Genomic DNA, 13694 nt, shown 5'->3' with positions numbered 1-13694 from the left:
GGTTTGAGACATGAGTGACATTCTGATCGTCGACGATGAACGCGACATTCGTGAGCTGATCGGGGACATCCTCGAGGATGAAGGCTTCACCATCCGTCTGGCAGGCAATTCCAACGAAGCCATGTCGCAAATCAACGGCGAGCCGCCCGCGCTCATCATCCTCGATATCTGGCTGAAGGACAGCAAGATGGACGGGATCGACATTCTCAAGACCGTCAAGCGCGACAATCCCGACATTCCCGTGGTCATCATTTCGGGCCATGGCAATATCGAGATCGCGGTCGCGGCCATCCGTCAGGGCGCGTATGATTTCATCGAGAAGCCCTTCAACATCGACCAGCTTCTGGTGGTGATCCGCCGCGCGATGGAGACTTCGCGCCTGCGCCGGGAAAATCACAAGCTCAAGCGCCGCGAGGCCGATGTGGCCGAAATGATCGGCGAAAGCCCGGTCTTCCGCAATCTCGTGAGCCAGCTCGACAAGGTCACCAAGTCGAACGGTCGGGTGATGCTGACGGGGCCTGCGGGCTGCGGCAAGGAGGTGGCCGCGCGCTACATCCATGCCAATTCCGGCCGCGCTTCCGGGCCTTTCGTGACCGTGAATTGCGCAGGTGTGACGCCCGAAAGCATGGAAGAGGTACTCTTCGGCCGCGAGACCGCCGATCGGGGAATCGAGCCCGGTCTTCTCGAACAGGGCCATGGCGGCATCGTCTATTTCGACGAGGTGGCCGACATGCCGCTCGGCACCCAGTCGAAGATCCTGCGCGTGCTGGTTGATCAGCAATTCACCCGTGTCGGCGGGCAGGACAAGGTGCGCGTGGATCTGCGGGTGATCTCCTCGACCAATCGCGATCTCGCGACGGAGATCGAGGCGGGCCGCTTCCGGCAGGAACTGTATCACCGGCTGAACGTGGTTCCGATCGCCGTGCCGTCGCTCGAGGACCGGCGCGAGGACATCGCGCTTCTGGCGGATCACTTCATCGCGCTCTGCCACAAGGGGCAGGGTCTGCCGAACCGCGCCCTGTCCGAGGATGCGATTGCGCTTCTTCAGACGATGATCTGGCCCGGCAATGTGCGCCAGTTGAAGAACCTGATCGAACGCGTGCTGATCCTGGGTGACAGCTCCGATCCCATCGAAGCCGAAGAGCTGCCGCAGGAAACCGCGCGTGGCGGCGACGGCGAGGGGCGCGTCGTGCTGTCCGGCACGCTGGCCACGATGCCCCTGCGTGAAGCGCGCGAGGCCTTCGAACGCGAATACCTCCTCACCCAGATCAACCGTTTCGGGGGCAATATCAGCCGGACCGCGAATTTCGTCGGGATGGAGCGCTCGGCCCTGCACCGCAAACTCAAATCGCTGGGGGTGGTCACCTCCGCGAAGGGCGGTGCCCGCATCGCCCATGTGGATGAGGACGAGGCCGAGCCGGAACGCCAGACCGCCTGACGGCCCGGTCGCCACGGCGCGCTCCGCAATCCCAGAATGACGTCGGAACGGCTCGGCGTCCTTTGACGGTTCGGACCCGGTCTTATCCGGCCAGCCCGAGGCATCGAAATCCCGGGCGAGACCCTTTCGTGCTTCACCTTTCCCGAAAACCGCCGGGAGTGAATTGGCCGCTTGCGGCCAAGAGAGGGCAGGGCCCTCTGACCGCCGGGACCGCCCAAAAGGGCGGATCCGGCCAGACATGCGCGCGGGGGCGCAAGACCCCGCGCCCCACCGGATCAAGACACACCGGATCAAAACCCGCTGGATCATGGCACAAAGATCAACGCCCCGCGCTGACGGGGTGGCACGGCGCAGGCTCAGATTGACGGCCCGGGCGCCCCGTGTCAGACCGAAGTACCGACCAAAGGCGCAGGGACAGCCATGAAGATCATCATCTGCGGTGCGGGCCAGGTCGGCTGGCAGATCGCCCGGCATCTCTCGGGCGAGCGGAACGATGTCACCGTTGTCGACAGCAATGCCGATCTTGTGCGCCGCGCGACCGAGGCGCTCGATGTGCAGGGCATCGCGGGCTTTGCCTCCTATCCGGACGTTCTGCAACGCGCCGGCGCGTCCGATGCCGAGATGATCATCGCCGCCACTCACTCCGACGAGGTCAACATGGTCACCTGCCAGGTGGCCCATTCGATCTTCTCGATTCCGCGCAAGATCGCGCGGCTGCGCGCGCAAAGCTATCTCGACGCTATCTATTCCGATCTTTACCGCCGCGATCACCTGCCCATCGACGTGGTGATCTCGCCCGAGCGCGAAGTGGCCGATGCGGCCCTCCAGCGGCTCGAGGCGCCCGCGGCCTTCGACACCGAAACCTTCCTCGATGGCGGCGCGCAGCTTCTGGGCCTCACGATCGAGGAGGATTGCGCGGTGGTGAACACGCCGCTGCGCCAGCTCACCGATCTCTTCTCGACCCTGCGCGCCGTGGTCGTGGGGGTGCGCCGCGAAGGCACGCTCTTTGCGCCGGAGCCACGTGACCAGGTCTTCATCGGCGACAGCGTCTACGTGATGGTCCATGCCGATGACGTGGCCCGCGCGCTGGAGATCTTCGGCAAGCCCAATCGCAAGCAGGAGCGTGTCGTCCTGATCGGGGGCGGCAATGTCGGCCTGATGGTCGCGCGCGCGCTCGAGGACCGCGAGGACCGGATCCGCGCCAAGGTGATCGAGAAGAACCGCAAATGCGCCGAACGCGCCGCCGAGGAGCTTGAAAAGACCATCGTGCTGCATGGCGACGGGCTCGATACCGCGCTTCTGGCGGAGGCCAATATCGGCCGCGCCGATGCGGTGCTCTGCGTGACCGATGACGACAAGACCAACATGCTGGCCGCGGTGCGCGCCAAGAACCAGGGCTGTCCGATGGCCATCGCGCTGATCAACGATCCCACCCTGTCGCCCTTGATGGCGCCCCTCGGAATCGATGCCTACATCAACCCGCGCGCCACCACCGTCTCGTCGATCCTGCGGCATATCCGGCACGGGCGGGTGCGGGCGGTCTATTCCATCGGCGATGCCGAGGCGGAGGTGATCGAGGCGGAGGTTCTCTCGACCTCGCCCATTTCGGGCCAGAAGATCCGCGACATCGATTTCCCGGAAGGCGTTCTCGTGGGCGCGCTGCGCAAGGCGGGCAAGGTGGTCAAGATCTCCGGCTCCACCCGGGTCGAGGAAGGCGACCAGGTCGTGATCTTCACGCTGTCGAAGGATGTGGCGGCGGTCGAGACGCTCCTGCAGGTCTCCATCGACTTCTTCTGAGCGATGGCGCGCCTTCTCTCCATCCCTTTGCTCATCCTCCTTGCCGGCGCGGCCGCGCTGGCGATGCTGGCCCCTGCCGGTCTGGCACTGGCTTACGGCGAGTATCACGACGCGCGCAGCTTTTTTCACTCGGCCCTCCTGGGGTTTCTGATCGCGAGCCTTTTGGGCATCGCCCGCGCGGGCCTGCCCAACAACCGCAACGATCTGCGCCAGCTTTTCGCGCTGCTTCTGGCCTTCATCCTGCTGCCCGCGATGCTGGCCGTGCCGTTTCACCAGGCGGTGCGCACCACGAGCTTTCTCAATGCCTATGTCGAGATGGTCTCGGCGCTGACCACGACGGGGGCCACGCTTTTCGCGCCGGACCGGCTGTCGATGGCCGAACATCTCTGGCGCGCCCAGGTGGGCTGGATGGGCGGTCTTCTCATGTGGATTGCGGCGGCAGCGATCCTCGCGCCGCTGACCCTTGGCGGTTTCGAGGTCACCGCTGTCAGCGAACCCGGCCAAAGCATGGCGCCCGGGGCCGCGCATCGCGACAAGGCCGATCCGCGCTTCCGGCTCGCCCGGGCCGTCCACGGGCTGGTGCCGATCTATCTCGGGCTGACCCTTGCGCTGTGGCTCTTGCTGATGGTGACAGGCGACCGGCCTTTTGTCGCGTTGTGTCACGCGATGTCGACCATGGCGACCTCCGGCATCTCGCCCATCGGCGGCCTCGCGCAGGCGGAATCGGGCATTTGGGGCGAGGCGGTGGTCTTCTGCTTTCTGTTCTTCGCGCTGTCGCGGCTGACCTTTTCCAACGACACATCCGCGGCCCGGCGGCAGGGCCTGATGAACGATCCCGAGTTCCGCATCGGCCTTGCCATCGTCGCAGCCGTGCCGCTGATCCTGTTCGCGCGGCATTGGGTGGCCTCCTTCGATGTCGGCACCGAGGAGAACATCGTTCTGGGATTGCGCGCCTTTTGGGGGGCGGCCTTCACCACGCTCTCCTTCCTGACCACGACCGGCTTTGAAAGCGCGGACTGGACGCAGGCGCAGGGCTGGTCGGGGCTCGACACGCCGGGCCTGATCCTGATGGGCCTTGCCATCATCGGCGGCGGGGTCGCGACCACGGCAGGCGGGGTGAAGCTTCTGCGGGTCTTCATCCTCTATCTCAACGGCAAACGCGAGCTGGAGCGTCTGATCCATCCGAACTCGGTCGGACGCTCGGGCCTTCTGAGCCGCCGGACCCGCCGCGAGGGCGCGTTCATCGCATGGGTCTTCTTCATGATCTTCGCGCTCACCATCGCGGTGATGGTCCTGGCCTTCTCGATCCAGGGCATCCCCTTCGAAGGCGCCTTCGTGATGACCATCGCGGCACTCACGAATACCGGACCGCTCGTGGCCCTGGCCACGGAGATGCCCTTGCCGCTGACCCAATATGCCCCATCGGTGAAGGCGACGCTGGCGCTCGCGATGATCCTGGGCCGCCTCGAGGTGCTGGCGATTGTGGTGATGCTGTCGCCGGATTTGTGGCGCGATTAGCGGCAGGCGAGGAACGGGTCGACGGAAATTCCCGATTTGCTCTGGAAACTCGGCACTTGGCAGACCATACTGCCCTGCGGCGAGGGGCGTCATTTTCTGTGGCGCATACAAGAATAAAAGGCTTTTCAATGGCTTCCGACAGACAGAATCTCCAAGATGCATTTCTTAACCATGTTCGGAAAACAAAGGTCCCGGTGACCGTTTTCCTGATCAACGGCGTCAAATTGCAGGGCGTCATCACCTGGTTCGACAACTTCTGCGTGCTTCTACGCCGTGACGGTCAGTCGCAGCTTGTCTACAAGCATGCGATCAGCACGATCATGCCTGCGCAGCCGATCAACCTCTATGACGGTGACGGCGAGGGGTCTTGAACGAACACGACCCGCACGTCACCCGCGCCTGGGTTCTCCACCCTGACATCAAAAGCGACCGCGAGCGGCGCGATGCCGAGATCGGCCTTGCGGAAGCGGTCTCTCTGGCCGTGGCCTTGCCCGACCTAGAAGTCGTGGGCCAGTCCATCGTGCCGCTGCCGAAACCCCATCCGGGCGAATTGTTCGGCTCGGGCAAGATTGCCGAACTGAAGGAGCTGTTTCACGAGCACGAGGTCGAACTCGTTCTTGTGGACGGCCCCGTCACGCCCGTGCAGCAGCGCAATCTCGAACGGGCCTGGAAGGTGAAGCTTCTGGACCGGACGGGGCTTATCCTAGAGATTTTCTCGGACCGGGCGGCGACGCGCGAAGGCGTCTTGCAGGTCGAAATGGCGCATCTGAGCTACCAGCGCACGCGCCTTGTCCGGGCATGGACGCACCTCGAACGACAGCGCGGCGGGCTCGGCTTCGTGGGCGGTCCGGGCGAGACCCAGATCGAGGCCGACCGCCGCGCCATCGACGAACAGCTCGTGCGCCTGCGCCGCCAGCTCGACAAGGTCGTCAAGACCCGCACGCTTCACCGCGCCGCGCGCGCCAAGGTGCCGTATCCGATCGTGGCGCTCGTGGGCTACACCAATGCCGGCAAGTCGACGCTGTTCAACCGGCTGACCGGGGCCGAGGTGATGGCCAAGGACATGCTTTTCGCCACGCTCGATCCGACCATGCGCGGGGTCCGGCTGGCCTCGGGGCCCGAGGTCATCCTGTCCGACACGGTGGGCTTCATCTCGGACCTGCCGACCGAACTGGTCGCGGCGTTTCGTGCCACGCTGGAGGAAGTGACGGCGGCGGACCTGATCGTGCATGTGCGCGATATCTCGCATCCGAATACCGAGGAACAGGCCGCCGACGTGCAGGCGATCATCGCATCCCTCGGGGTGCTGGAGACGACACCCCAGATCGAGGTCTGGAACAAGATCGACCTTCTGGACCCCGAGGCGCGCGAGGGCTTTGCCGCGCGGGCATCGCGCGAAGAGGACATCTTCGCGCTGTCGGCCTGGACCGGGGAGGGGATGGAGGCGCTTCTCGAAGCGATCGCCCACCGTCTCGAGGGCGAGACGCGCGAAGATCACCTTCGGCTCGGTTTCGACGAGGGCCGCAAACGTGCATGGCTCTTTGATCGCGGACTTGTGGAAGACGAGAGGCAGGACGAGGACGGCTACGCGCTGACCGTCCGCTGGTCGGCCAAGGATGCCGCGCAGTTCGAAAAGCTCTGAGGCGTCGCGCGCGGCATCGGTCAGATTTCAACGAATGTGGCGGTAGATACCGCAGAGCAGCGGGCGTTCGTTCCGCGTGGTGGCCGGACCCCGTGGGGATGCAGGGCCCGGCCTGTTGCTCAGCGGCGGAGCCGTCCGCCGCCCAGCATGTCACCGATCAGATTGCATTGCGGAGAGTTGCATTGGCAATTGTTCGGCGTGTTCGCGATCCCGCCTGCGATGACTTCGCGCAAGGCTGCTGCATCGCCGGCGTCGACCGCCGCCGTCAGACGCAGGTTCCAAAGCTGCATCTGACCTGCGACGAGCGCCTCTTTCGCCTTCGAGGCAGCTGTCAGCTGATGCCTGGAAAGCATCGCATTTACCGACGGACCAAGCCGCCGGGATTGACGAGCGCGCCGGGCCCTTCCTGAAGGGCGCCGCACTGGACGTTGCATCCGCAATTGTTGATGTCGTCCTCGACCGAGGCGCCGATGCGTTCCATCACCGCCTTGCCATCGCCGGTGTCGACCGCCGCCTGGAGCCGCAGGTTCCAGAGCTGGGTCTGCGCCGTCAGCTTGGCCTCCTTGGCCTGTGTGACGGTCTTGAGCTGTTCTTTCGTGAAAGCCATTGTTCCGCTCCTTACCGCCGCGTGATGCCGGGATTGACGAGACCGCCAAGATCTGCGTCCTGCAGCGCGCCGCATTGGACGTTGCAGCCGCAATTGTCGATCTTGTCTTCGACTGGGCTCGACAGATGATCGAGGACGGAGGAGAGATCGCCCGCCTCCACCAGCGCCTCAAGCCGCGTGTTCCAGAGCGTCATCTGTGCGTCGACGATCTGTTTTCGCGCGGCCATGGCCTCGGTCGCGATTTTCTTGGTATCCATAACATATTCCTTTCAAATCAATTTGGGTTGGGTCGGGCGGTTCATCCGCCCCGGGGATCCCCGGTGATCAGGCCGGAGATGGCTGGCGCGCCTCCTGTAATTGGTGCGCGGCAACAGTGACCATGCGTTCGTAATCCGCAGGGGTGAACGGGCAGGGCGGTTCGCCCTGATCCATCGCGGCAAGCGGGCAGGCCCGGCTCTGGCAGGCCGCCGAGAAGGAGCAGGTGCCGCACTTGCCCGAGGGCGAATGGGGCTCGGTCCAGGCGCGCCACTTGTCGCGGTCGATCTCGAGCGTGCCATCTGGATAAAGCTGTCCGACCTTGTTGCGGTCATCCTCGAAGGCGACGGTGCATTTGTAGATCGTCCCGTCCGAGCCCACGACCATCGACGACGCCTTGCCCGCATAACATGCCGCCCCGTGCGGCTTCAGCGCATCAAGCGCCGAGGTCGCGGGAAAGCCGTGGCACGTGGCCTGATCGATCAATCCGAGGCGGGCTTCGGCCGCACTTTGTTCCTCGACCACGGCCATGACCTGATCGTTCGGCCCGCCCCAGCGCCCCACCGCGTGGAAATCGAGGAAGAAGCGCGGATCGTCTGCGAGATGCGGCGCGGCCTCCTTCAGGAAATCGTCGATGGTGCGGATGGTGAGCGGGTTGAAATTCACCCGCACGGCCACGCTGAAATCGCGCTCCTGTTCGGTCATGCGCACGAGGTTCTGGAAGATGCGCCGGTAGGTGGGCTGGCCGCCGCGCAGGCGGCGCACGGTGTCGTGCGCCTCTTCGGAGCCGTCGATTGTGATCTGAAAATGCTGAATGCCCGCGTCGAGCAGACGTCCGACCGTGACCTCGTCCAGGAAATATCCGTTGGTGGTGATCGCAGCGCGGTACTTGATCCCGGCATTTTCGCAAAGCGACTGAAATTCCGCGGAGAGATCGTAGATCACATCCCGCGCGAGGCAGGGCTCGCCGCCGAACCAGCCCACGTTCAGAAGTCGGATATTGGGCATCTCGCGGGCAATGTAGGATTTCAGGCCCGCGACGATCTCGGGGCTCATCTTGCCGCGCTCGAAGCTCTCGTAGCAGTAGGTACACCGGAAGTTGCAATCCTCATGCGGCAGGATGATGAGATGGGTGCCGTAATCGCGCTCCCGGCTCAGAAGGTCCTCGGCGCGTGTTTCTTCCTGCAGGGACTCGTCCACCACGAAGCCCTGGCGGTGCATTTCCTGCGCGAAGGCGTCCCGCGCGGTCAGGACGGGCTGAATGTCCCGGTTCTTGGCACGCAGACGTTCGAGCCACGGGGCAAGGCTGCGCCCGATATCGGACGGCACGACCATCAGGGCCCCCATGAAGGAATTGTGCAGGAAGCCGCCTCCATCACTGGTGTCGGGAATGAAACGGCAATAGCGGGACGCCCGCCAAACGGAATGCGCTTGGGTCATAAATTTCTCCAGGAAATCAAAATTTGAACAATTGGGAATCAACTAATGGCTCAACTATACCATAAGTTGTGCAGCTTCCGTATTACGGAAAACCTGACCGGCCAGATCCCGCGCAGAAATCCGCGGTGTTCGGCGCCCTGAGATGGCTTATGTCATTCGGGCGCAGGAACCAGGTTGGTGATGCCGACAGCCGCCGCGCGGGCGAGGTCAGGATCAAGCGACATGGGGATATATTCCCCCCGCCGCCAGAGCTGTCCCAGATCGTCGTAATGCCGCGAAAGGAAGTGCCCGGACTGCCCGGTCGAGGTGATGAACACCGACGAATCCGGATCCGCGAAGTCGTAGACCCCGCGATAGCCCGCACCATGCACGTTGAGGAACGGGTTGGGCCCGCGTCCGCGCGTGGCCCCGCGCTGCAGGGTGAAATCGCCGCCCGAGGTCGATTGGCGAATATTCACGAAGGCCTGCAGCACAGGCACTTCGCCCAGCACCTGGTGGTCATGCGTGGCTTCATGCGCGTCGCCCCAGCGGAGCGAGGCGAGGGTGGTGTTGTAGGTCTCCTCGATCCAGATCAGCGCATCGTCGAGGGCAAGCCGAGCGAGGTCGGAGCAGCTTTCCTCCACGGCGGAGCGGGTCACGTCGCACCAGGCCGCAGCCCCGTCCACGTCGCGATAGACGCGTTCCAGAAAGAGCGGCTCGATCCGGGTGAACTCATCGGCAAGCGGGCCCAGATCGTCGCGGATCAGCCGGTCCTGCAGGAAGCGCAGCCAGGCGGCGTAGATCAGCGGTTCGGGCAGATGCTCGCTCATCTCGCCGTTCCATTCGGCCAGCAGATCGAGCGCGTCGCGGCGGCGCCGTTCAGGCGTGCCTTCGGGGGCGGCCTCTCCGGTGAACCACAGATCGGCGCCCACGAGCGGCAAAAGCGTGCGCGCGGCCTCTGACACGGTATCGAGCTGAAACTCGATGAAACTGTCGCGCGTATGCACTTCGCGGCCCTGCATCAGGTCGCGCCAGCGCTGGATGCGCTGACTGTCGCCCCATTTGTAGCTCACATGCAGCGGGAAGGGCCGGTCGAGCACCTTGTTGTTGGTATTGCCGACGATACCGCCGACCGGGTCGGTGAAGCTGGGATTGGCGCTGTAGGGCAGGTTGCCCTGCCAGCGATTGGCAGCGATCCATCCCGGCGCGGGCATCCGGCCCTGGCTTTGGTGCTCGGCGTCGCGCTCGGGCATCGCGCCGATAAGCTGCATCGCGACCTCCTGACCATCGGTCAGCGTCAGCATCTGCGCGGGTGCCACATAGGCTTCGCTTTGCGCGATCGCCGTGTCGATCGTATCGGCGAACATCAGCCCCACCGCCGCACTCATCGAGGTGTCGGAGCCCGACAGCGCCGTCCAGGACAGGGCCATCACGTGGCCCGGGGGGGTAATGGTGCCGAGGTCGAACTGCGTGCCGGGCAGAACGGGGCCATTGTCGGTCCAGCGCAGGGTGACGGTGACAGGCGGGGCGTCCTTGATGTCGATGATGGACCGGCGCGTCTCGAAGCGCTGCCATCCGTCGATGCCCTGATACTGGTTGGAATCCTCGGGGTTGAGCTTTTCGAGAAAGAGGTCCTGATCGTCGAGATAGGCCGATGTCAGACCCCAGCCCAGCGTCTCGGACCGGCCCACCATGATCGCGGGGATGCCGGGGATCGAGCCGCCGATCACGCCGCCCGAGGACAGCTCCATCCGCGCGAGATACCAGATCGCGGGCGCGGTGAAGCCGAGATGCGGATCATTGGCAAGAAGCGCGCCGCCCGAGGCCGACCGCGTCGGATCAGCCGCCCAGGCGTTCGAGGCGCCTGCAAGGCCGGGCTCGGGCACGGGCCAAAGAGCGCCCCGCGGGGCGGCGGCGATGCGTGTCTGACCCGTGGCGCCGGGGGCGAGGCTCGAATATTCGGGCAGGGCCGCAACGCCGGTGCCGGGTGCGTCCGGCAGTATGTCGGCCAGCCGTTCCCCGTCTTCGAGAGCCAGTGAGGTGCGCGCGCGCAAGACCTCGTTCGAGAGGTGGCCCGAAAGCTGCAGCGCCATGAGCTTGATGATCGAGAGCGAATCCGCAGGTTGCCACGGGGCGAGTTCCGCGCCGAACAGGAAAAACTCCGGCGCGCCCCGGCCGAGGCTGTCGGAATTGATCTCCTCGATGCGGGCATTCACGCCGGCCGCATAGGCCCGCAAAGCGGACTTGGTGCGGTCGTCCTGCGCGGCAAAGCTTTCCCGGGCGCGGGTGTAAAGGTCGAGACGGCGCAAGAGCTTGTCGGTCTCGACCGTGCGCGTGCCGAAGACCTCGGAAAGGCGGCCCTGGGCGGTTCGGCGCATCAGCGTCATCTGCCAAAGGCGGTCCTGCGCATGCACATATCCCAGCCCGAAAAAGGCATCCGCGTCGTCGCTGGCCATGATGTGGGGCACGTTGGAATTGTCGCGCACGATCTCGACCGGCGCGTTGAGGCCTGCCAGCTCCAGCTCCTTGTCGTAATCCGGCAGCGACCGCGCGCCGAGATAATAGACCAGCATGACAGCCAATGCGCCAAGGATCAGCGCGGTGCCCACAAGACGGACCAGCCAGCGAAAGATAACCCGCATATCGCCCTCTCTTCGCGCGCGCCGACGCTGGCGCGCTCCGTCTCGGGCACTAAACCCAATGCCAGTGCTTGCCAAGTCGCGGGCAGGGGGCGACAAAGCGCGCCGACACAGGAATTGAGAACAAGGGAGAGAGATCATGGCGAAATGCGCATTTCTGGGACTGGGCGTGATGGGCTACCCGATGGCGGGGCACCTTCAGGCCAAGGGGCACGACGTCACGGTCTACAACCGCACCTTCGCCAAGGCCGAGGCCTGGGCCAAAGAGCATGGAGGGACGGCGTGCGAGACCCCGCGCGAGGCGGCCCAAGGCATGGATTTCGTCATGGCCTGCGTGGGCAACGACGACGACCTGCGCTCCGTCTGCCTCGGTGAGGATGGCGCGTTCGCAGGCATGAAAGAGGGGGCGATCTTCGTCGATCACACCACCGTCTCGGCCGAAGTGACCGCCGAATTGTACGCCGCCGCCAAGGAAAAGGGTGTGTCCTTCGTCGATGCGCCGATCTCGGGCGGGCAGGCCGGGGCCGAGAACGGCGCGCTGTCGGTGATGTGCGGCGGGGACGAGGATGCCTATGCCAAGGCGGAGCCCGTGATCGACGCCTACGCGAAACTCTGCCGCCGGATCGGCGCATCTGGCGCGGGCCAGATGACGAAGATGTGTAACCAGATCGCCATTGCAGGGCTGGTGCAGGGCCTGTCCGAGGCGTTGCATTTCGCCGAGAAGGCAGGCCTCGATGGCCGCGCGGTGGTCGAGGTCATCAGCCAGGGCGCCGCCGGGTCCTGGCAGATGCAGAACCGTTACGAGACCATGCTCGACGACAAGTTCGATCACGGCTTCGCAGTCGACTGGATGCGCAAGGATCTGGGTATTTGCCTGAAGACCGGGGACGAGGTGGGCGCCTCGCTGCCCGTGACGGCGCTGGTCGATCAGTTCTACAAGGACGTCCAGAAGATGGGCGGCGCGCGCTGGGACACGTCCAGCCTGATCAAGCGGCTGCGCGCGGCGGGCTGAGGCGGCGTTGCGTCGTGCTGGAATATATCCTTGAAATCATATACCGTAAAACGTATATTGTGACCGTGGCAGGCGGTCTTGTCGCCTGTCATGCGTAAGGTTGCGCCTGTGCCCGCACGATACGAGGCGGTGTTGGACGAATTCCGCGCGCTGTCGCCGCGATGCGTCGCCGGGGCGGATTTCCTGCTCGAGGAGCTGGAAAGCGCCGATCCCGATCTCGACGAGCGCTGCGGCCTGCTGGAGGATCGCTATGAGATCTACACGATCGCCATTCCGGATTGCCGGGGCTCCGTGCTCGCGGTCGCGCTCGATACCGGGCGGCGCCCGCCCTGGCCCTGCCTCCTGCTGGGCATCCTGCCGCGGCGGGGCGCTGTCTGTGATGCCGCCCGCCTGCGTGCTGCGCAACATCTGTCCCTGATCGATCCAAGCTGGGAGCCTGCCCATGGCTAGAAAGAGTTTCCGATCCGACTTGAACCGCGCCCGGCCCGATATCGCCGAGGCGACGCGCGGTCACGAGATGAAGCGCAAGTTGGCCCTCGCGCTGCGCGCCCTGCGCAAGGAAAAGGGTCTCACGCAGAAGGATATCGAGGCCCGATCGGACCTCACGCAGCCGATGATCTCGCGGCTGGAACAGCCCACCGGCGCGCTTCCCAACTGGGACACGGTGACCCGCTATGTCGAGGCCTGCGGCGGGCACATGCTGATCAGTTTTTCCGGCGCCAAGGTGGACGAGACGGCCTTTCTCGATGCACAGCCCCCACGAGCCGAGACGGTCGCGGCCATCGCGGTTTGATGGATCCTGCCGATCTGCATTGGTGGCTCAACCTCGCATCGGCAGCGGGCATCGCGGTGCTGTCCGTGCCGGTCTGGTCGCTCAATGCCCGCAAGAAAAAGCTCCAGGCGGTGCAGGACGCGCTGCCGCAAGATCCGCAGAGCTTCCGCGACAACGTGAAGGGCATTCTGGGCGAGAAATGGCAGCGCGACGTGGCCGCCTGGCGTCGCCTCGATGAGCTGTGCCTCGCAGCCGGATATCTGCTGCTTCTGGGCAGCGCTGTTGCGCGCCTTTTCGTACCCCTCGCATGATCTGGTGCCTGCATGAGGTGCCGCGCGCGATATCGGGCCGAACCGCAGGCGGCGATATCTGCCCCGCGATTGGACGGCGCCGCTTTTGCCCATTGTCTTTTGACGCTTTTCCCGCGTAAGGTGCAAATGTTGGCGCGCTTTGTCGCGCCCCCGAATTCGCTGAACGGACAGGGGCTTCAGAACCGAACCGGTTCCTCCCGTCCCGACAGACCGATGCGGCCACATGGCCACTCCACTCCGCCCAGGCTGCAAGATTGGCAGTGCCGGGTTTTCAAATCGGCGAC

General features: G+C 64.7%; 14 protein-coding genes. 9 read left to right on the top strand and 5 right to left on the bottom strand.

Features of this window, described 5'->3' with window-relative positions; translation table 11 throughout:
• Positions 1-10: 10 nt before the first annotated feature.
• From FIV09_RS11435 to hflX, 5 genes are all read left to right on the top strand, one after another.
• On the top strand, positions 11-1438 hold the full coding sequence (locus FIV09_RS11435; RefSeq protein ID WP_152450070.1) for a sigma-54 dependent transcriptional regulator: 1428 nt from the start codon (positions 11-13) through the stop codon (positions 1436-1438).
• 420 nt (positions 1439-1858) lie between these two features.
• Positions 1859-3235, top strand: coding sequence for a Trk system potassium transporter TrkA (trkA, locus tag FIV09_RS11430; RefSeq protein WP_152450069.1), 1377 nt, complete (start codon positions 1859-1861; stop codon positions 3233-3235).
• A gap of 3 nt (positions 3236-3238) precedes the next feature.
• Positions 3239-4753 carry a potassium transporter TrkG gene (locus FIV09_RS11425; protein WP_152450068.1) on the top strand — a complete coding sequence of 505 codons (1515 nt, stop codon included), beginning with the start codon at positions 3239-3241 and terminating at the stop codon, positions 4751-4753.
• A gap of 128 nt (positions 4754-4881) precedes the next feature.
• Positions 4882-5124, top strand: coding sequence for an RNA chaperone Hfq (gene hfq / locus FIV09_RS11420; protein WP_076446634.1), 243 nt, complete (start codon positions 4882-4884; stop codon positions 5122-5124).
• Positions 5121-6395, top strand: coding sequence for a GTPase HflX (gene hflX, locus FIV09_RS11415; RefSeq protein WP_152450067.1), 1275 nt, complete (start codon positions 5121-5123; stop codon positions 6393-6395). Before hfq ends, hflX begins: the two co-directional genes overlap by 4 nt.
• Positions 6396-6514: 119 nt before the next feature.
• On the opposite strand, the gene FIV09_RS11410 is transcribed toward hflX, so the two are convergent.
• The 5 genes from FIV09_RS11410 to FIV09_RS11390 form a co-directional block, all read right to left on the bottom strand.
• Complete coding sequence (locus FIV09_RS11410) at positions 6515-6748, bottom strand: hypothetical protein (RefSeq protein ID WP_152450066.1); 234 nt, start codon at positions 6746-6748, stop codon at positions 6515-6517.
• A gap of 5 nt (positions 6749-6753) precedes the next feature.
• The gene (locus FIV09_RS11405) at positions 6754-7002 is read right to left on the bottom strand and encodes a hypothetical protein (protein ID WP_152450065.1); all 249 of its coding nucleotides are present in this window, start codon (positions 7000-7002) and stop codon (positions 6754-6756) included.
• Between the two features lie 11 nt (positions 7003-7013).
• On the bottom strand, positions 7014-7259 hold the full coding sequence (locus FIV09_RS11400) for a hypothetical protein (protein WP_152450064.1): 246 nt from the start codon (positions 7257-7259) through the stop codon (positions 7014-7016).
• A 67-nt stretch (positions 7260-7326) separates the two neighbouring features.
• Positions 7327-8697, bottom strand: coding sequence for a radical SAM/SPASM domain-containing protein (locus FIV09_RS11395; RefSeq protein WP_152450063.1), 1371 nt, complete (start codon positions 8695-8697; stop codon positions 7327-7329).
• Between the two features lie 152 nt (positions 8698-8849).
• The gene (locus FIV09_RS11390; protein ID WP_152450062.1) at positions 8850-11318 is read right to left on the bottom strand and encodes a penicillin acylase family protein; all 2469 of its coding nucleotides are present in this window, start codon (positions 11316-11318) and stop codon (positions 8850-8852) included.
• Between the two features lie 136 nt (positions 11319-11454).
• On the opposite strand from FIV09_RS11390, the gene FIV09_RS11385 reads away from it, so the two are divergent.
• The 4 genes from FIV09_RS11385 (at position 11455) to FIV09_RS11370 (ending at position 13410) form a co-directional block, all read left to right on the top strand.
• Positions 11455-12327: an NAD(P)-dependent oxidoreductase gene (locus FIV09_RS11385; protein WP_152450061.1), complete on the top strand. Its 873-nt coding sequence runs from the start codon at positions 11455-11457 to the stop codon at positions 12325-12327.
• Positions 12328-12435: 108 nt separating this feature from the next.
• Positions 12436-12777 carry a hypothetical protein gene (locus FIV09_RS11380; RefSeq protein WP_152455479.1) on the top strand — a complete coding sequence of 114 codons (342 nt, stop codon included), beginning with the start codon at positions 12436-12438 and terminating at the stop codon, positions 12775-12777.
• Positions 12770-13120, top strand: coding sequence for a helix-turn-helix transcriptional regulator (locus FIV09_RS11375; protein ID WP_152450059.1), 351 nt, complete (start codon positions 12770-12772; stop codon positions 13118-13120). The genes FIV09_RS11380 and FIV09_RS11375 overlap by 8 nt, the downstream gene beginning before the upstream one ends.
• The gene (locus FIV09_RS11370; protein WP_152450058.1) at positions 13120-13410 is read left to right on the top strand and encodes a hypothetical protein; all 291 of its coding nucleotides are present in this window, start codon (positions 13120-13122) and stop codon (positions 13408-13410) included. Before FIV09_RS11375 ends, FIV09_RS11370 begins: the two co-directional genes overlap by 1 nt.
• The last annotated feature ends 284 nt before the right edge of the window (positions 13411-13694 follow it).

The sequence above is a fragment of the Roseivivax sp. THAF197b genome (assembly GCF_009363255.1).
GTDB lineage: Bacteria > Pseudomonadota > Alphaproteobacteria > Rhodobacterales > Rhodobacteraceae > Roseivivax.
This window is presented reverse-complemented; position numbering and strand designations above follow the sequence as displayed.